Source organism: Mycoplasma simbae ATCC 49888 (assembly GCF_000702705.1).
GTDB classification, from domain to species: Bacteria; Bacillota_I; Bacilli_A; order Mycoplasmatales; family Metamycoplasmataceae; genus Mycoplasmopsis; species Mycoplasmopsis simbae.
The window spans coordinates 40105-59964 of the sequence record NZ_JNJG01000009.1 but is presented as its reverse complement, the minus strand read 5'-3'; the positions used below and the strand labels follow the sequence as shown (position 1 = coordinate 59964).

General features: G+C 31.1%; 12 protein-coding genes. 10 read left to right on the top strand and 2 right to left on the bottom strand.

Translation table 4 applies throughout. The features are described 5' to 3' along the window. The first annotated feature begins 15 nt into the window (after positions 1-15). The 5 genes from T329_RS0103095 (at position 16) to gap (ending at position 6810) form a co-directional block, all read left to right on the top strand. Positions 16-1062, top strand: coding sequence for a zinc-dependent alcohol dehydrogenase (locus tag T329_RS0103095; RefSeq protein WP_425411729.1), 1047 nt, complete (start codon positions 16-18; stop codon positions 1060-1062). A gap of 210 nt (positions 1063-1272) precedes the next feature. Further along, positions 1273-2235, top strand: coding sequence for a lactate/malate family dehydrogenase (locus T329_RS0103090; protein WP_029608967.1), 963 nt, complete (start codon positions 1273-1275; stop codon positions 2233-2235). A gap of 268 nt (positions 2236-2503) precedes the next feature. Next, positions 2504-3064: a hypothetical protein gene (locus T329_RS0103085; RefSeq protein WP_029608966.1), complete on the top strand. Its 561-nt coding sequence runs from the start codon at positions 2504-2506 to the stop codon at positions 3062-3064. Between the two features lie 143 nt (positions 3065-3207). After that, complete coding sequence (locus tag T329_RS0103080) at positions 3208-5583, top strand: phosphoketolase family protein (protein WP_029608965.1); 2376 nt, start codon at positions 3208-3210, stop codon at positions 5581-5583. Positions 5584-5802: 219 nt separating this feature from the next. After that, positions 5803-6810 carry a type I glyceraldehyde-3-phosphate dehydrogenase gene (gene gap, locus T329_RS0103075; RefSeq protein ID WP_029608964.1) on the top strand — a complete coding sequence of 336 codons (1008 nt, stop codon included), beginning with the start codon at positions 5803-5805 and terminating at the stop codon, positions 6808-6810. A 7-nt stretch (positions 6811-6817) separates the two neighbouring features. Here the strand turns inward: gap and T329_RS0103070 are convergent, their stop codons facing one another. Next, positions 6818-7507: a hypothetical protein gene (locus tag T329_RS0103070; protein WP_029608963.1), complete on the bottom strand. Its 690-nt coding sequence runs from the start codon at positions 7505-7507 to the stop codon at positions 6818-6820. 593 nt (positions 7508-8100) lie between these two features. After that, positions 8101-9411 carry a hypothetical protein gene (locus T329_RS0103065; protein WP_029608962.1) on the bottom strand — a complete coding sequence of 437 codons (1311 nt, stop codon included), beginning with the start codon at positions 9409-9411 and terminating at the stop codon, positions 8101-8103. 167 nt (positions 9412-9578) lie between these two features. Here T329_RS0103065 and T329_RS0103060 point away from each other — a divergent pair, with 167 nt between their 5' ends. The 5 genes from T329_RS0103060 to T329_RS0103040 all read left to right on the top strand — a co-directional run bounded on the left by T329_RS0103060 (position 9579) and on the right by T329_RS0103040 (position 19803). Continuing rightward, positions 9579-10931 (top strand): M17 family metallopeptidase, encoded by a 1353-nt coding sequence (locus T329_RS0103060; RefSeq protein WP_029608961.1) that lies wholly within the window; start codon positions 9579-9581, stop codon positions 10929-10931. 11 nt (positions 10932-10942) lie between these two features. After that, on the top strand, positions 10943-12931 hold the full coding sequence (locus T329_RS0103055) for a transglutaminase domain-containing protein (RefSeq protein WP_029608960.1): 1989 nt from the start codon (positions 10943-10945) through the stop codon (positions 12929-12931). A gap of 143 nt (positions 12932-13074) precedes the next feature. Further along, positions 13075-18117 carry a beta-N-acetylglucosaminidase domain-containing protein gene (locus tag T329_RS03685; RefSeq protein ID WP_036461473.1) on the top strand — a complete coding sequence of 1681 codons (5043 nt, stop codon included), beginning with the start codon at positions 13075-13077 and terminating at the stop codon, positions 18115-18117. 141 nt (positions 18118-18258) lie between these two features. Beyond that, entirely contained in the window at positions 18259-18618 is a 360-nt protein-coding gene (locus T329_RS03885) for a hypothetical protein (protein WP_156933796.1), read from the top strand. A gap of 513 nt (positions 18619-19131) precedes the next feature. Continuing rightward, positions 19132-19803: a hypothetical protein gene (locus T329_RS0103040; RefSeq protein WP_029608959.1), complete on the top strand. Its 672-nt coding sequence runs from the start codon at positions 19132-19134 to the stop codon at positions 19801-19803. Positions 19804-19860 lie beyond the last annotated feature (57 nt).

Sequence of the window (19860 nt, the reverse complement as noted above, 5' to 3'; positions counted from 1 at the left end):
AAGAGGATAAATACCATGGCAAAAATGAAAGCTTTCGTGGTTCGTTCACCACGTAATTGAAGCGTTGAAACAGTTGACATTCCTGAGCCAAAAGAAAAAGAGGTTCTAATTAGAATGGAAACAAGTGGAATTTGCCACACTGACTTACACGCCGCTAACTATGATTGATTAGTTGAGCCAAAATACCCATTAATTCCAGGGCACGAAGGAATTGGTATTGTTGAAAAACTTGGTCCAGGATGTACACACCTTAAAGTAGGTGACAGAGTTTGTTTAGCATGACTACACGATGCGTGTGGACACTGTGAATTCTGTTTAAGCGGAAAAGAAACTCTATGTCCAAACCAAAACATGTCAGCATATACAAAAGATGGTTCATTTGCTGAATACGCAATTGGACACGAAGACTTCGTAGGAATTGTTCCTAAAGACTTAGATGTTATTGCTGGTGCTCCAGTTGTTTGTGCTGGTGTTACCACATATAAAGCAGTTAAACAAGCTAAACTACACCCAGGTGACTTTGTTGCCGTAATTGGTGTTGGTGGTTTAGGACAATTAGCTATTCAATATGCTAAAGCAATGGGATACCGTCCAATTGGTATTGACTTGAATGATGAAAAAGTTGAATTAGCATTAAAATCAGGTGCTGAATTCGCATTTAACAGTAAAAAAGTAGACGCTGCTGAAGAAGTTATTAAAGTTACAGGTGGTGGTGTACATGCTGTTGTTAACACATCTGTTGCTACTCAAGCAGCAATTCAAGGTATGTCAATGCTACGTCGTGGTGGACGTCAAGTTTTAGTTGGTCTACCAGCTAAAGACAAATTAGGTAAAGACGAATTCCCTGTATCAGTATTCTGAACTGTTCTATTTGAACGTGAATTAGCAGGTTCAATCGTTGGTACACGTAAAGACCTAAAAGAAGCTTTAGACTATGCAGCTAGAGGGCTTGTAAAATCAGAAGTTACAAAAGTAGTTAAATTGGATGAGGTTGCTGAAATCTTTGAAAAACTTGAAAAAGGTGACTTCATTGGTCGTGCAGTAATCGACTTCAGAAAATAAAAAAAATTATCCTTTAAACGCTCGCAAGGGCGTTTTTCTTATTTTTTAGAACGTATAATAGATGCCATAAAAGATGCAAATATATGTTCAAAAAAACATATAAAATGCGAACGATTTCATTCAAATTTTCTATAATATAGATAGCTAGTTTAGCTGATAAAAAACAATAAATTTTTATCTCATATATAAAAAGATATTGAAGGGAAAAATATGAAAAAAATTATCGTTGTTGGTATGGGTAACGTTGGTTTCACATACGTAAATATCGCAGTTTGTAGAGGTCTAGAAGCTCAATGAGTATTCGTAGACAGAAATGAAGATATTTCAATTGCTCACGCAAAAGACTTCTCAGACATGGTGGCTATCATGCCAAGAAATGGTTCAACATTTAGACCAGGTACACTAGAAGAAGACGGTGCTGACGCTGATATTGTTGTTGTTTGTGCATCAATTCCAGCAAACAAAGACTTCTCAGACCGTTTAGCTTTAGCTGGTGCTAATGCTAAATTAATGGACTCATTTGGTTCAACATTGAAAAAAGTTGGTTTCAAAGGTATTGTTATCGTTGCAGCTAACCCATGTGATGTTATGGCTTCAGTGTTCCACTACGCATCAGGACTACCTGCAGAAAAAGTTATTTCATCAGGTACAGTTCTTGACTCAGCAAGACTAAAAAAACTTGTTTCACACCACTACAATGTAGACGCAGACTCAGTTACAGTATCTATTATTGCAGAACACGGTGCTTCAGCAATGCCTGTATGATCAACTGCTAAAATTGGTGAAACATCAATCAATGATTTACCTCAATTTACAGAAGAAGTTAAAGAAAAACTATACGAAGACAGTAAAAAAGAAGCCTTCGCAATTTTCTCACGTAAAGGAAATACACAATTTGGTATTGGTACAGCACTATACGAAATTACTTCAGCTATTGTAAACAACAAAAGAAGAATTATGACAATTGGTGTTAAATTACCTGATACATTCAAACACCCTGGAATTTACTTCTCAATTCCAGTTATCGTTGGTGAAAACGGTTATGAATACCTAAACGAAAAAATGTCTCTAACACCTGCTGAATGAGAAAGATTCGACAAAGCAGCTGAAGCTTTCTGCAAAGTTCACAATGACACACTAAGTCAAATTGGTGTTACACACAAATTCAAATAAGCAATTTTCGAATTGCTTTTTTTATTCAATTTTAGGAAACGAGGTGACCATCTTGATTGGTAAATTGATTTTATTAAAATCTAATTTAAAATTAATTCAGCAAAATAAATTAAAATCTATAACTTTTATCTATATTTTATTGAGTTTTTTGATATTTATATTTTTACCTCTAGAGCATATATACAAATTCATAAATTATGACAAATACATAGCTGACAATAGGCCATATTATCTGTGATTATATATATCCTTAATTTGTCTAGCTTTTATGTATTTGTTTGAATTAACATTGTCGCATTACATTTTTGGTAAACTAAACAAAAATATTGCACAAAATCATCAAATTAAACTTTTGAAAATAACAAATTTATTAATGTTAGCGTCTTATTTGCTAATCAGGATTGTTGATATTAGATTTGCAGCTTCAAGTTTTTGATATTCAACAGCATTTGGCATTAACTATTTATTGATTTATCTATACACAAATATATTTATTTATCTCCGTGTATTAAGAGCCAAAGATAACAATTATGAATACCGAGAAAAATACAATAGCATATCTTTATACTGACAAATTATCTACAATTTATTGATTTTTTCTTGACTTATGGCTAATTTAGTTTTTGCTGATCAATTCTACTCAATATTTAATCCTAAAGATCTTATGCGTACTGGATCATTATTTGCACCTATTAGCATGGTTTTAATAATTGTTGGTTGCTGACTAATCCGAGCCATAGTGGTTGGAGTTAACTTACATATTTACAAAGCGAGAATTAAACCTGCCTACCAAGCCCTAATGATCATAGTTCCATTTTGATACATTTAAACATTAACGATCTACTCAGATCGTTTTTTTATTTTGAATATTGATTCCTTAAAATTACGATTTCATTGACAACAATAGACGGATTAAATAGATTATTTAATATAATACATTAGCAAATAGAACATTTGTTATATAGGAGTATAATGAAAAACAAAAATATTGAATTTGATTCTAAAGAATATCTATCTAAAGTAGATGCTTGATGAAGAGCAGCTAACTATATTGCTGTTGGTCAAATGTATTTAAAAAATAATCCATTAATGAAAAATGGACTTAAATCTGATGATGTTAAAGTATATCCAATTGGACACTGAGGAACAATTCCTGGTCAAAACTTTGTTTATGCTCACCTAAATAGAGTAATCAACAAATACGACCTAAACATGTTTTATATCGAAGGTCCTGGACATGGTGGTCAAGTTATGGTTGCCAACTCTTACTTAGATGGATCATATACTGAATTATTTCCTAACATCACACGTGATGAAGCTGGAATGAAACAATTATTTAAAATATTCTCATTCCCAGGTGGTACAGCTTCTCACGCCGCACCCGAAACACCAGGCTCATTACACGAGGGTGGTGAGCTAGGTTATTCATTATCACATGCGACTGGCGCAATTTTAGATAATCCTGATTTAATCGCAGCTACAGTTATTGGTGATGGTGAAGCCGAAACTGGGCCATTAATGGCTGGTTGATTCTCAAATACCTTTATCAACCCTAAAAACGATGGTGTAGTTTTACCAATTATTCACCTAAATGGTGGAAAAATCTCTAACCCAACAATTTTAGCAAGAAGAAGTAATGAAGAATTAACCAACTTGTTCAGCGGATTCGGTTGAGAACCAATCTTTGTAGAAGTTGAAAAAGTTACTGATTATCACGCTGAAATGGCTGAAAAATTAGACTATGCTATTGAAAAAATTCTTGCTATTAAAGCACAAGCAAATAAAAAAACAGCTAGCGAACAAACTCGTCCAATTTGACCAATGATTATCTTTAGATCGCCTAAAGGCTGAACTGGCCCAAGTAAATTTGACGGCAATCAAATTGAAGGTAGCTTTAGAGCACACCAAGTTCCATTACCAGCCAAAGCTGGCGATGAAAAATATTTAGGTGAATTAAGAGCTTGATTAGAATCATATAAACCTTCTGAATTATTTGATGAGAATGGCAAACTTAAAGATGAATTCTTTATTGCGCCAAAAGGTGAAAAAAGAATGTCAATGAACCCAGCTACTAACGGTGGATTAAACCCTCAAGAGCTTAAGTTAAATGATTGAACTAAATTCGCTATTGAAGTTGGCAAACCGGGCAGTGTTATTGCTCAAGATATGGCTAATTTATCTAAATACTACGCTGACATTATTCTAAACAACCCAACTAACTTTAGAATTTTTGGTCCTGATGAAACTAAATCTAACAGATTATTTGATGTACTTAAGGTATCTGATCGTCAATGACTAGATTATGCAGATCCTGCTTTAGATGAAAAAGTTTCACCGGCAGGTAGAATCATTGACTCACAACTTTCTGAACACCAAGCTGAAGGATTTTTAGAGGGCTATGTATTAACTGGTCGTCATGGAGTATTTGCTTCATATGAAGCCTTTTTACGTGTAGTTGATTCAATGGTTACCCAACACCTAAAATGAATCAATAAATGTAGACCATTAAGCTGAAGAAATGATTTACCTTCATTAAACTTAATTGCTACATCTAACGCATTCCAGCAAGATCACAACGGTTATACACACCAAGACCCAGGTATGTTAGGTCACCTAGCAGATAAAAGCCCTGAAGTGGTCAGAGAATACTTACCAGCAGACACAAACACTCTTTTAGCGGTTAGTGAAAAAGCATTTAAAGAAAAAAATGTAATAAATTTAATAGTTGCTTCAAAACAACCTAGAGAACAATTCTTTAGTGTTGCTGAAGCTCAAGAATTAGCAGATAAGGGCTACAAAGTAATTGATTGAGCTTCAAATGTAAGTTTAGATCAAGAGCCTGATTTAGTTGTGGCAGCTAGTGGTACCGAATCTACTATTGAAGCTCTTGCAGCTATCTCAATTCTAAATAAACAATTCCCAGAACTAAAAATTAGATTTGTCAACGTTGTAGAAATTTTAAAACTAAGACACCCTTCAGTTGATTATCGTGGAATTAGTGACGAAGAATTTAATCAAGTGTTTACAAGCGACAAACCAATCTTATTTGCATTCCATGGTTATGAAAGCTTATTAAGAGATATCTTCTTTACTAGACAAAATAGAAACTTACACCCGCACGGATATCGTGAACATGGTGATATTACAACATCATTTGATATTCGTCAACTTTCTCACATGGACCGTTTCCACATGTCTATCAGTGCTGCTAAAGCAGTTTATGGCAATCAAGCAAACGAATTTATCAATAAAATGAATTCAACACTTGAATACCACACTCAATACATCCGTGAACACGGAACTGACATTGATGAAGTTAAAAATTGAAAATGAGAAGGTATTAAATAGGTGAAACTCACTCAATTGCAGTGAGTTTTTTCTTACGAATGTGGCCGCCTATTATAATACAAACAAGTGATATTTATATCATTTAATTTGATCTTTAGCAAAAAAAATTACAATTTGTGGAAATAATTCTTAATTTTTTCCACATTTTACAACTTGTATTAGATATATTTGCAAGGTAAGAGTAAAATTATTATAGAAAATAAATTCATGGAGGCAAATATGAAAAGAATAGCGATTAATGGTTTTGGACGTATTGGTCGTTTGACATTACGCCATTTATTAGAAATTGGAAGCGATGATATTCAAGTTGTGGCAGTTAACGACCTAACTGATCCAGCAATGCTAGCACACTTATTAAAATACGATACAGCTTTTGGTCCTTTAACAAATGATGTTAGAGTTGAAGCTGATGCCATATTTGTGGATGGCAAAGAAATTAAGGTTTTTGCTGAAAAAGACCCAGAAAACTTACCGTGAGCTGAATTAAAGATTGATGTTGTTTTAGAATGTACTGGCTTTTTCACTAAAAAACCTTTAGCCAACAAACACATTCTAGCTGGTGCTAAAAAGGTTTTAGTTTCAGCACCTGCTGGAAGCGATGTTAAAACAATCGTTTACAACGTAAACCACGATACTTTAACCAAAGAAGATCAAATTGTTTCAGCAGCTTCTTGTACAACTAATGGTTTAGCCCCTGTTGTTAAAGTACTTGTTGACAATTTTGGTTTAATTAATGGTTATATGACTACAATTCACTCAATTACAGGTGATCAAATGTTGCAAGATGGTCCACACAGAAAAGGTGATTTACGTAGAGCTAGAGCCGCAGGCCACAATATTGTGCCAACTTCAACAGGTGCTGCTAAAGCCATTGGTTTAGTTGTTCCAGAAGCTACTGGAGTGCTAAATGGTTCAGCATTACGTGTGCCAACAATTACTGGTTCAATTATTGATTTATCTGTTCAATTAGTTAAATCACCAACTGTTGAAGAATTAAACGAAGCATTCGCTAAAGCAGCAAATGAATCATTTAAATATAACACAGATCCGATTGTTTCTTCTGACATTATCAATTCACATTTTGGTTCAATTTTTGACGCTACTTTAACCAAAATTCAAGAAGCAAACGGACAAAAAATATATAAATTGTTCGCTTGATATGACAACGAAATGTCATATGTTTCCCAATTAGTAAGAGTTGTAAGACACTGAGCAAAAATTTCTTAATGATGATTTAAATGAGCCCTAGCTCATTTTTATTTATCCTATCTAAGTTGTATTCGTTTTGGTTTCAATTAACAAAAAATCAATCAATTTTCAATAAATTTTGTGTGTTAATATTGTTTTTATGTATTAACTTAATTGAAAACGGTATAACAACTATATTGATTGTATCTTTTCTATTATTTCAGTAGACAGACCTATGTTTACTTATGTTTAAGCCATACATATTACCAATTTTGCAATGTAATAACACGCGTTTGTCGTTTATTTCCTGGCTTATAAGTATGCACTCGGATTTAGCGTATACATTTTTTCCATTTGTGATTGGTTTAATTTTGAAATACTCGAAAAAATGTGGGTTAGTAATATTTTTTATCATTATTTCCAGTGCGTTTATTTTTTTACTGCTATTAAATCTATCTTTTTTATTCATTTCATTAGCAATATTGCTGTAAACATATTTGTTGCTCATAATGTCACCAACTAATTTATAAGGCCGTTTGGGCATTAAATTTTGTTTCACTAATCTTGTCAAGTTTAAAGAATGAATAAAAAATTTTGAATTTCAGACCACTTTAATTCTTATATTATGTGTAATACCTTCTTTACTCCATTTCATTAAGCTAAAAGAATTTAATTGTGAGTAAATCAAATATAGTGTAAATACTAATTCTTTATAAGTGTTGTTGTTAATGTTCATGTTAAAACATACTATGGAAACACACAAATTTTTAAAAAAAGGAAAAACTATCGTTTTTGTATTAACCATGGGGTTTATATTGTTCACTATGCAAAAGTCAGTGCATACTTTAGTGAGGTTTTGATTTTTATAGTGCATTAATATTTCATTTTGTAATACAATGATTGTTTAAAACTCAATATATAGTGTATATTGCTATATAGCTGTTGTAAATTTTTCATATTTATTTATAATGCAGGTTCATTCGCATCACATTTTGTTCAAGAAACTAAAAATCTTGACCAATCTGACTGGTTTATGCGATAATGATAGAAATAGATTTAATTGCAACTTCAAAAATACAGATTCACAAACCCAATTTGCAACACGACATAAAGAATATTTAGAACTAGACAAACTTAAAACAAAAGCCTCAGCAAAATTATAATAACTCTTAAACCTTAGTTTAGTCTAGAAAAGATGAACTAAATAGAAAAATAATTCAGGCTAGCTCAAAATTAGATAATGCCAAAATATTAGATTAAATTAAATAACGTTTAAAAAACCTGCTCATGCGAGCAAGCTTTTTGTATTCATACGAATTTGTCACATTATTAATCTAATTTACCAGATGATAAATGTTCTTCAATTTCATCTCAGCGAGTAAAGTTTGTAGGATTTATTTCAATACTATCCATTGTAACTAACATAAAATTATTATGGTTTTGCTTAATATGACGGTTAAAATATTCTAAATATATAGGATTTAGTGATGTGACCATGTATGCTTGCGGATAGCTTTGCATAATTGTACCTAGTTGATTAAACCAAATAATAGTTTTTTTATCTAAATTAATAGAATCATCAACTTTTTTAACAAATCTATCTATATTAAGATGATAGGTTTTATACTCATTATTTGTGTTTTTGGACTCAAATTTCATATTTCAATATGAACTAAAGTCTTGATAATCCATTAACTCTGGTTCATAAGCTAGTGTAAATATAATATTATTGAAATCATTTTTTGTTTGTCCATAGTGAATTCCTGGATATATTCTAATGTTTTTAGGATCATATTTTGCATTCATTTCAAATGATAAAACATGTGACACCTCGCTATAACCAACATTTAAATAATCAACTCTGGCTTGGTCAGCAAAAAATCTCTTTTGATTATAAACAAGTTTGTTTGTATTTAATGAGTAGGGTGTATAAGCTAAGTTTTTGTTTGAAGAGTAATTCAATTCCTTAGCTAAGCTTATGTTATCATCTGTGTAATGGTTACGCCAAAAATCGTTGTATTGTCAAATTGGTTTGACAATATCATATTTGAATTCCGACAGTTGTCTGTGTTCGTAGACTATATCACTCCAAAAATTTCTGTCAACTGACGATTTGGACTTATCATTTGGGAAAATGTTTTCCACAAAATGATTAATATTAAATTTTATATAGTTAAAATCTGCATTATTTTTGCTTAATTTGTTCTTTTTTGGATTAATTAAGTATTCATTTAAATTGTATTTTATGCTTTTGTTTCTTGAACGAAGATATTTGTATAAATATATAATATATGCAACTTTTGCCTCATTTAATTGTTTATTTTTATCTGGTGAGGAATTATTCAAAAATGTGATTAAACCGTTTAATTTCTGGTTAATATTGATTCAATCTCTAGCCAATATATTATTTTCGAAGGGATCGATATTTTCATATATATAGTTAAGTGCCTTGACAAATCTTTGTGAAAAATCATATCCTTTGTCATCAACAAAATGTTTAAAAATATGTTTTTCATTTACAGATATATTAGTCTTATCCTTAATAAATTCCTCAAATTCGGTTGGTTTGTTATTGACGCAGCTTACAGTGATTAAAGGTGTAAAAGTTATCGCCGATAATAAGATTGATTTTCTTAACATTTTGCTCCTAAAAACTCAAAAATTAACAATATATCGCATATATTATAGCGATACATGATAGAAAAATAGATTGATGAAGCTGGATAATAATTAATATTCTTTTTAGTTAAATAGAGCAATTAATGTGCTGAGTTGCTATAATTAAAAAATAAATATTGGAGGTTGAAATGACAAAATATTATTCAACAATGAGAAATGATAAATTTTTATTAGAGCCGCTTTGATTTGATGACCAAAAATGCTGTGATCTAATTTCAAAAAAACACGGACAAATTACTGAATTTGTTGAGCAAAAAGAAGCATATATCTATATTGAAAAAGAGCTAGACTACTATGGTTTAGTTGAGCTAATTGATAAATATATTCTAAGCTCACAAAGAGATTTGCAAATTAAAGTAGAAAAATTTGTACACGCTTCTTTATCAATTGAAGATGTAATCAAAGCCTTTTATTCAAGAGTACTTTTTTACGAGGCAACTTTATTCAACAAGAAAAAAGAGCAACCTAAAAAACGTGAGTTCACATTCTTGTTTAATGATGCTTCATACACTGAATTAGCTAACAAATTCGCAACTATAGCATTAAACAAAAACTCAGCTCGTAATTTGCAAGTTATGCCCGAAAACTATTGTAATTCTGAAATGCTAGCAGAATACATTAGAGATGAGTTTACTCAAAATAAAGACTTAGTGGTTACCGTTTTAAATAAACGCCAAATAGAAGATTTAAACATGGGCCTATTGCTTTCAGTTAATAAAGGTTCAACCTATGCTCCTAGAGTTGTGGTTATTGAATACAGCGGTAATCCACAAAGCGATGAAAAAGTTGTTTTTGTTGGTAAAGGAATTACTTTTGATACTGGTGGCATGAACACTAAAGGCTACCACATGGAAGGTATGAAATATGATATGTCAGGTTCTGTAATTGCAGCGTACGCAGTCAAAGCTGCAGCTGAATTAAAAATACAAAAAAATGTATCAGCAGTTATGTGCATTACTGATAACCGTCAAGACGGTGATGCTTCATTACCTGAAAACGTATATGAATCAATGGCTGGAATTTCTGTTGAGGTTACTGATACCGATGCTGAGGGACGTTTAGTTTTAGCGGATGGGCTTTACTATGCGGCTACTAAATTAAATGCAACTACACTGGTAGACGTTGCAACCTTAACAGGTGCAATGGTGAGAACATTAGGCTCACAATATTCAGGAATTTATTCAACCGATGAACAAAATTGACAAATTTTTGCTCAAGCTGCTAAAAACGCACATGAAAAAGTTTGAAGAATGCCAATGCATGAAGATTTTCACGAACCTAACACAGCAAGTATTGTGGCAGATTTAAACAACTATAATAATGACGAAACTAGTGACCACAACACAGCGGCAATGTTTTTAAAAGAATTTACCAACAACGTTCCTTACATTCACTGTGATATTGCAGGTACAGCCGATTTAAAAGGTAAACCAATGGGTGCTTTACTAGATACGTTAGTTGAGTTTGCAATATTAAAATAATTTAGGAAAGCATGAAAAAATATCTCTTACTTATTTCTACTGGATTGAGCCTAACTTCTGGGTTAGTTTTAAGTTCAGCTTGCAATAATACTCAAGAAAAAAAGACTGAAATTAAAAAACCTTCTGAACAAAAAGATACTCAGATAACTAAATCTGAAGACAGCAAAAAAACTAGCGAAGATAAAGGCAAGGATCAAAAAGAAGATAAAAAAGATGATTTAGGCAAAAAAGATAACACTGACAATAAAAGCGATGAAAAAGAAGATAAAAAAGATGAGGCTGACAAAAAACCAGAAGCCAAACCTGAAGATGTAAAACAAGATCAAAATAACCTTAAATCGCAAATATTAGAACAACAAACTCAATTATTAACTTTTGCCCAATCATTGAAAAATGAAGCTCAATATAAATATGAGTCATTGATTGACACCGCATACGAATTTATTCATAATTTTGGTTCTATTGAGTCTATGTCTAAAGATCCAAAAAGCCAAGATTTATTGAAAAAATACTCATCAGAATTGCAAAATGTGTATAAAACATTGAGCGAACAAAAAGAAACTCTTAAGTCACAACCTGATATTAAACCTAGCTGAGCTGGTGAAAATTATGACAAAAATAATCCTCAAAATACCAACACACCAGCTAATAGTAATAATGTTCCTGAATTAGATGCAATAAATGCAGTATCCAAAAAACAAAATGGTAGCGTTAATGAAGCAAACGCAGCAATTAATCAAGAAGCAATTGATTTTATTTCATATGGTGGTGACAGTTTTATTGAGTCGCTTGAAGATTTTACCTACACACAAGAACAAAAAGCAAATGTTAGAAACTTTTTAGAAACCAAAGTTTTAAAAGCTGGCATGAGTTTAAAAAACAAAATTGATGCTATTTTTGACTGAATTGCAACTAATGTTAAATATGCTAACGCCAATAATTTTCCACGTATTAATCCTTGAGAAATCATTCAACACAAATACGCAGTTTGTGGTGGATATAGCTCTTTATATAAAGAATGACTAGACATGATTGGTGTTAAAAGTGTAATGGTCATTGGTTGATCTTCAGCTGGAGATCACCAATGAAACTTGATTAAAGATCCAGAAACCAATCAGTGATATCATTCAGATGCAACCTGAGGTTCAGTGAGCCGTAAATATGAACGCATGGATTCACGCCAAATTTCTAATGACCATAAAGCCATTAGAGTATTGAATTACACATATAACTTTGAAAATAATCAATATGAATACTGAAAAGGCGTAGCATTGAAAAACTCAAGTGCTCAAAATGTAATTGTTCCAGACACTTTAGGAACGTTTAAAGTGCAAAATATTGCCAATACAATCTTGAATTCACAGAGCATTAAATCTATTCAATTAGGTGGTAATATCAACAATCTTGAATACGAAGGAACAAAAGGTTCACTTGAAGCAATAACTGCAAGTGAAACTAACCCAAATTATTCTACTTTTGACGCTCTTTTATACAGCAAAGATTTTAGTCGCATTTTGTATACACCTTCAGCATATAAACAAAATAAAATAACGTTGCATCAACGTGCTAGTCAAATGTATGACGCAAAAGATTTATTTAATCTCGCTTCATTAAAATTTATTGATGTAGAACCTGGAAATTATTCATTTGCCAGCTATAAAGGTAATTTATACAACAACGACTATTCTCAACTTTTAGCAATCGCACAAGCTAATTCAATTTTACAAATTCATGCAAATACAAAATTACAAGGTCAAGAAGTTTCATTTAAGGATAATCTTAGAATAATTAAATTAGACGAAGGCATCAGCATTATTCCCGCCGAAGTATTTAAATATTTACCAAATTTACAAAAAGTTTATTTACCAAATTCACTAACAAGCATTGATCCTAACGCTTTCGTGAGTGTTTCGCCACGCACTAGTTTAATTACAAAAAGCTTTAATCAATTAGTAAGTGAATTTGCAAAAAGAAATAATTTTGAGTATATTGTTGAATAAATTATGCAATTTTAGTTTTTTAGCTATTGAACGCCTGGAGGCGTTCTTTTTGATATTTTGTACACGTTAAAACGGTATAATGAAAAATATACAATAAATACAGTTATGTATTATAATATAGCAATCTATATAAGGAAGGTATTATGAAATCAAAGAAGAAATTTAGTGCTGTATTAGGTATTATTAGCTCAGTGGGTTTAACTGCTACAATTAGTGCAACAGCTCAAGCTAATCAACCAACAGCCAATGAATATGATATTTATCCAAATGTACAAAAAATTGAGTACAATGGCAAAAAATACATAATCACTGACAACGTTAATATTGTGTATGAAGATGGAGTTGATCAAGCTACTATTAAACGTTTAGAAAGCTCATTGATTTCAAAAAACATTAGTTTTAGTAGATCTAGACGTGTTATTGAAGGCAAAACTAACATTCTAGTTGGTACTAAAGATAACGCAGATACATTAGTTGATGAATTAGCTCAAGCCGATAACATTCAATTTAGTGATGAATTAAAACAAAAAAATGACAGTTACATTCTAAACAACGTTACTAACAAAATTACTCTGTTAGCTAAAGATAACAAGGCTGCATTTTATGGTGCTACAACTTTATGACACGTTTTTAGCCAATTGAATGGTCAAGAGATCAAAGAATTTAGCATTGAGGACTATGCAGATGTTAGAATGCGTGGTATTTTTGAAGGCTTTTTTGGCTCACAATGAACCAAAGAACAAAGAATTGAGTATTTAGAGTGAGCTTCACACTACAAGCTAAACAGCTACGTGTATGCATCTAAAGAAGACTCAAAACACTGATTACAATGAAGAGATTTATATTCTCAAAGTGAATTGGATAATGATATTAAGCCTTTAATCGAAAAAAGTAAACAAAATCACATAGATTTTGTGTATACATTACACCCATTTGCAAGACAAATCCCTACAATTGCAAACTATGAAGCTGATTTAACTGCTTTAAAAAACAAATTTAGCCAAGTTATTGAAGCTGGAGCTCGTTCAATAGGTCTTTTAGCCAACGATTTTATTAAGCCTTTCTATGAACTTCAAGGCGATAATTCAGGTGATAACAAAGCTCAAGATGCAAGAAGAAATGCAACCTACAAAGAATACCAAAAGAAACTGCTGGAAGATTTAGTTGCTTGACTAAAAGAGCTTAAAAATACATATACTGATCTAAACACTAACATTAAATTATTGGTAAATGAATACAAATCCGAAGCTGATAACTATTTCAATACTTTACCAGTCGAAGTTGAGATTGTTGTTTCAGGAAACAATGTTAAAAATATTAAAAACTACGATGAAAACGCTTACTTAGAAAACTTTAAACAAACCGCGAACCGTAAACCTGTATTACTTTTTGACTGGGCGGCAAACGATAAATCTAAGGCAAACCTTGTTTTAGGTGGTTTTAAAGACACGTTCACTACTCAAGATCGTAAAGACAAAATTGATGGTGTTTTAGTGTCTCCAATGCAACAAGCACAAGCTTCAAGAATTGCACTATTTGGTGCTGCTAGCTATTCATGAAAAAACTGAAATAATGAAGAACAAATTGCTAAGACATTAGATGCTTCATTCAATCACTTAATCAATGGTTCAAAACTAGAAACTCAAGAATCAATAGCACTAAGAGAACTAGCTAAACATTTAGTTAATAAAGCTAGTGATTCAAGTGTTAAACTAGAAGAATCAGTTGAACTAAAAGAAGAATTAAACACATTTAAAGCCAAATTGGCTGACAAATCATACTCATTAGAAGAAATTGATTCTTTAATCAATAAATTCAAAGCAGTTGTAAAACATGCTACAAGATTACAAGCATCAAAACAAAATGCTAAATTATTAAAAGAAATCATGCCTTGAATTAATTCTGCTAAAGATTTATTCAATGGATTAGCACTTTATCTTGAAGCGCTAAAAGAAAATAAATCAGCAACTAAAAATGATGATTTATACACAGAACTATACAATAATGCTTTAGAATTAATTGAAAAATCACGTTCATACCGTTTCAACTACTTAGACTATTCATTTAACGCTGAAGTAGGTTCTCAACACATTCAACCATTGCTAAAAGAAGTAAAAAAAGTTGCAACCGATATTTATAATGAAATATTGGATCGATCACACTTTAATGCAACATTTAGCACCAATAGACAAGTTAAACAAGGTTCATCAGGAGATGTTTTTAGATTAGACAACACAAGTCAAGAAGTATATAGTAGTTCACATGATGGTGCACATAACAGAGTTAAAAAAGATGACTATTTTGAAGCAACGATCAATAAACCAATCACTCTAAATTCTCTGTACATTAAAATGGGCGATGGCAACGATAAGTTCAAAAAATTCAAAATTCAATACAAAGTTGAAAATAGCGAAACATGAACGGATTTAAATGGACACACAGAAGTTAATAAAACTGATAACACTCCATACGAAGTGAACGGCCTTAACGTTCAAAATGTAGTTGCAGTTAGAGTAACCAACTTAGAAGAAAACACTGAAAATTCTTGATTAAGAGTAACAAACTTTGTTATAAACTCAGAAGAGCAAAAAAATAATTCAGGAATTAGTGTTGCCAATGCTAATAACCCTCAAAACCTAATTTTTGGTAAATTACACAAAACCAATATTTCACACTTTAATGACTATAGACACAACTTGGGCAACTTTGATGGTGACTTAAATACATCAACTATTATTGCCGGTTCTCTAGATAAAGGGCAATACATTGTATATGATTTAGGTGCTGAAGTAAATCTAGAATCAATTAGAATTTACGCAGGAACTGCCTTTTGAGACTACCCAAGAGATATTGATGTATATTTCTCAACAAAAGACACGGAAAACGAAGCTGATTGAACAAAAGCTTTTGAAGTTGGCGATGATAAAATTGACACCAACCAAAACCTTGACTTATACTTAACTGAAGAAGGTGCAATTGATTTAAACTATCCAAACCAAAGATACTGAGGAAATGATAATGTAGGTGGCGGTCGTGCCAGATATATTAAATTTGTGCTTAAAGCTAACTACCCTGAAGGTAGATGATTCAACATTACTGAAATCGTAGTTAATAAAGGAACATACATCAGCCTAGAAAATGACTCAAGATTCAGTGGAAATAACCATGCTGAAGTTGACAAAAACTCTACACCAGCAAAACTTGATGATAACTACTTAAATACAGCTTATACACCAGCTAAAGCTAATGGTGATTTAACTTACACAGTAAAAGAAAATTACTTCAATAATAAAGACTTAAGAATCATCACTAAAGGTGAAAACTCAAATGCGGTTGTTAAAGCTATTGTTGTTGATAAAACAACAAACCAAGAAAGTGAAGTTGAATTAGGTACATTGTCACACGACGTTACTGACTTTAGATTGCCTTTAGGCGAAAATCAAAAAATTAAAGCGCTTAAATTTGCTTGAAGCGATAAAAGACCTTCAATTGCTGAAATTCAAGCAATCGATACAAACACAAATACAAACGTAAATAAAGACGAATTGACAAACTTAATCAATACTCAACCAACAAATTATGATTCTTGAACACAAGATTCTAAAGATGAGTATGAACAAGCTAAACAAATTGCACAAAACGTAATTAATTCACCTTATGTAAAACAATCAACTGTGGATTCAGTGAAAAAACTTGTTGAAAAAGCCATTGCTGACGCAACAAGTAAGGGTAATTACGAAAAACTGCAACAAATTGTTGATACTAAAATTTCAAATGATGATGAAATCTATACTCCAGATTCATATTCTAAATACCTAGACGCTTACAATAATGTAAAAGTTGCATTGGATTCAAAACAAAATTTAACTCAAGAACAAATTGATGATTTAATTGCTAAATATAATGAGGCTAAAGACGCATTAGCGGACTCTGATTTACAAAAACAAAAAGCAACATTAAACACTAATAAATTTGATGCTTTAAATGAAAAGCACTTTGAAGCTCAAGGATATCAAGATCTAAAAACATTAGTTGAACAAATTAAGCAAAAAGTTGCTGATACAAATACAAAACCTATTGAATTTAAAGAATTAAACACAAAATTTGATAGATTAGTATCTAGACTAAAACAAAACGATTTAGGTAAAATTGCTTCTCAATATAACGATACAAAACAATTGGCAGATACTTTCCTAGCTAAATTTGAGCTTAAATGACCTGAAGAAGCTAAATTAGTTAAAGATTCTTTACAAGCTAATGAAGCCATAGCAGCCAATTCAAACGCAACAAAAGAACAACTTCAACAGGCTTTAGATCAACTTAAATCTGCTTTAAATCAAGCTAATGAGCAAAGAGATAGCAAAATTTATGAACTAAAACAGTTAAGTTTTAGTCAAATTTCAAACGAAAATGGAATTTACACACCAGAGTCATATAAACCTTATCAAGATACTTTTGCAAAATTAAACAACTTGTTGCAAGAGCCAGCGCAAATTTCAAAACAAGATGCAAACGCAATTATTGCTGAAATTAAATCTAAACAAGATGCTCTTGTACTTGCTGCTGATTCTCTAGATAAAGCAAAAACAACTGCTAGATCAATTTTAGAGCAAATAAAAGACAAAGGCGATTTTGCCACACGTATTGATAATGCTACCCAAGAAAACATTAAAGCTTTACTTGATGAATTATCAACTAAATTGGCTGAACAAAAGCTAAGCGAATTAAAACAAGCTAGCGATTTAGTTAAAGCTAAAGTTAATTTAATCAAAGATATTACTAAAAAACAACAAATTTTAGATGAGTTAGATAAAGCATTAACTACTGATCAAACATCAGTGCTTGATCAGCAAGCTGACAAAATTATCATTTTTGAAACTAAAAAAGCTGAATTAGAAACAAAACTTGATCAAGTAACTAACCAAGCACAAAAAGACGAGTTTCAAGATGAAATCAATCAGGCTAAAACAATTGAAAAATTAACTGAAATCGAATCAAAAATTAATGATGTAATTTCAGCAAGTAAAACTGAAGATTCAAATAATGCTTCAAATGTAACTCCAAGCACAGATGAAACAAAAGGCTCAGGTTGATATATCTACATTATTTTAGCAGTCATAACACTGGGAATTTCTGTATTAGCTGGTATATTAATTAACCGTCGTAGAAGAAAAAAACAAAATTAATAAATTAACCAAATATTTTTAAAAAACTAGCTATTTCAACAGGCTAGTTTTTTTATTGAAAAGCTTATTTATAAGGCAAAAAGTCAAAATGTGGAACACTTCCACAAAAATTTTTAGCTATTTTTGGCGGGAGTATAATTTTTGCTATATAAGGAGATAGTATATGAAAAAATAAGTAGCACAAAACATACTGAGGTTGAACAATTAAGATTTGATATAAATAATAGTTCAAATGGATCGGATTACAATTTTGAGATTAGTCTATCAGAATTAAAATATTATTTAGATGTATTGTTAAATTATATATTTTACTTAAGCTCTGATTATCTTGAATTATCGCAATACACATCAATTAATTCAATAATCAAAAATCACCCACGAATTCAACCATATCTGAAATACATTTCGAAACTAAGACAAATATACAAAAAATACGTAATAAATAACCATAATTGAGAACTTGTCTCAACTTTTGATGAGGTAGCAAATGAAAATAGTTAAAAATGCATTATTGATATCTACGCCAGCATTATTTATTACTTCTTCTGTAGTTTCTTGTTCAAATAATCATTAAAAAGCAACTGATTTAATTAAGACCAAACTGCATATAAGTGAGGGCGCTAGACCTATTAGTGATGCGGTAGACATCAAACTTTTGGTTGATGTGTTGCAAGGGGAATTGAATAACCAACAAATGAGATTGCTAAGGGATAGAATTTATGATATTTTATATGTAAGTCATAGTGATAATGAAGTGCAACCTTTCAATGATTTGCTAAAAAGTATTTATTTAGATCAACAAATGTTTAAAAAAGTAATAATATTTCGGAGCTTTCCGCTTGAATAATAAATCCAAAAATTAAGAAAGAAATATTTGACGATCTATATAAAAATCATCCTGTTGAAATTACATTATTAGACCAAAAAATACCCGAAATCATTGATAAAATTAAATCAAATCCAACAAATAATTCTAGCTATAATGATTTCAAAAATTTATCTAAATTTGCATTGATGAGCAAACTAGAAAATATTAATATTCCATATGATCCCCAAAAAATGTTAGCTAATGATGATTTTAATGCCTCAGATTTACGCTCGCGCATACTTAACAACAACTTTTCTTCAACAAATAAGTATGTAAAAAATAATAGGCTTGTAAGTGTGAATATAAATAAATTATATTTCAACTGAAACAACCCAAATGAAAGCAGTAAATTAGATGATAACTCAGTAGCAACGTTTGTAGATATTAATGTAAAAGGTAATTTTGATATCAACGAATATTTAGTTGACTACGATATTCAAACTCTCAGTGGAATCAATTTTATAAGATTTTTCTTAATTAAAAAAACAACCCTAAAAACCGTTTCTGATAATGAGCAAATAAACTCTAATATAAGAATAGATATTTCAAGTTTAGTTTCGCAATATAAAAATCAAAAAGTTGCCGTTTTTGTCGATTTTGCTAATCACGAATCTTATAAATATAAACTAGATTTATATAATGAGTTTAAAAATAATTGATCATTTTTCAATGATTTGTATAAATTAAATAGCCAAACATTGCTAATAAACTCAAAATCCTTCTGATCTGAGAGTAAACATGGATGAGCTGAAATAATTAGTCAAGATCCATTAAAACCTCATGAGGGTTGAAGAACTCCTGTTGTAACAACAAATTAATTTATACGTTTTGCTACACAAATAAAGATACGGTATTAATGTTTAAATGTCAAAAAT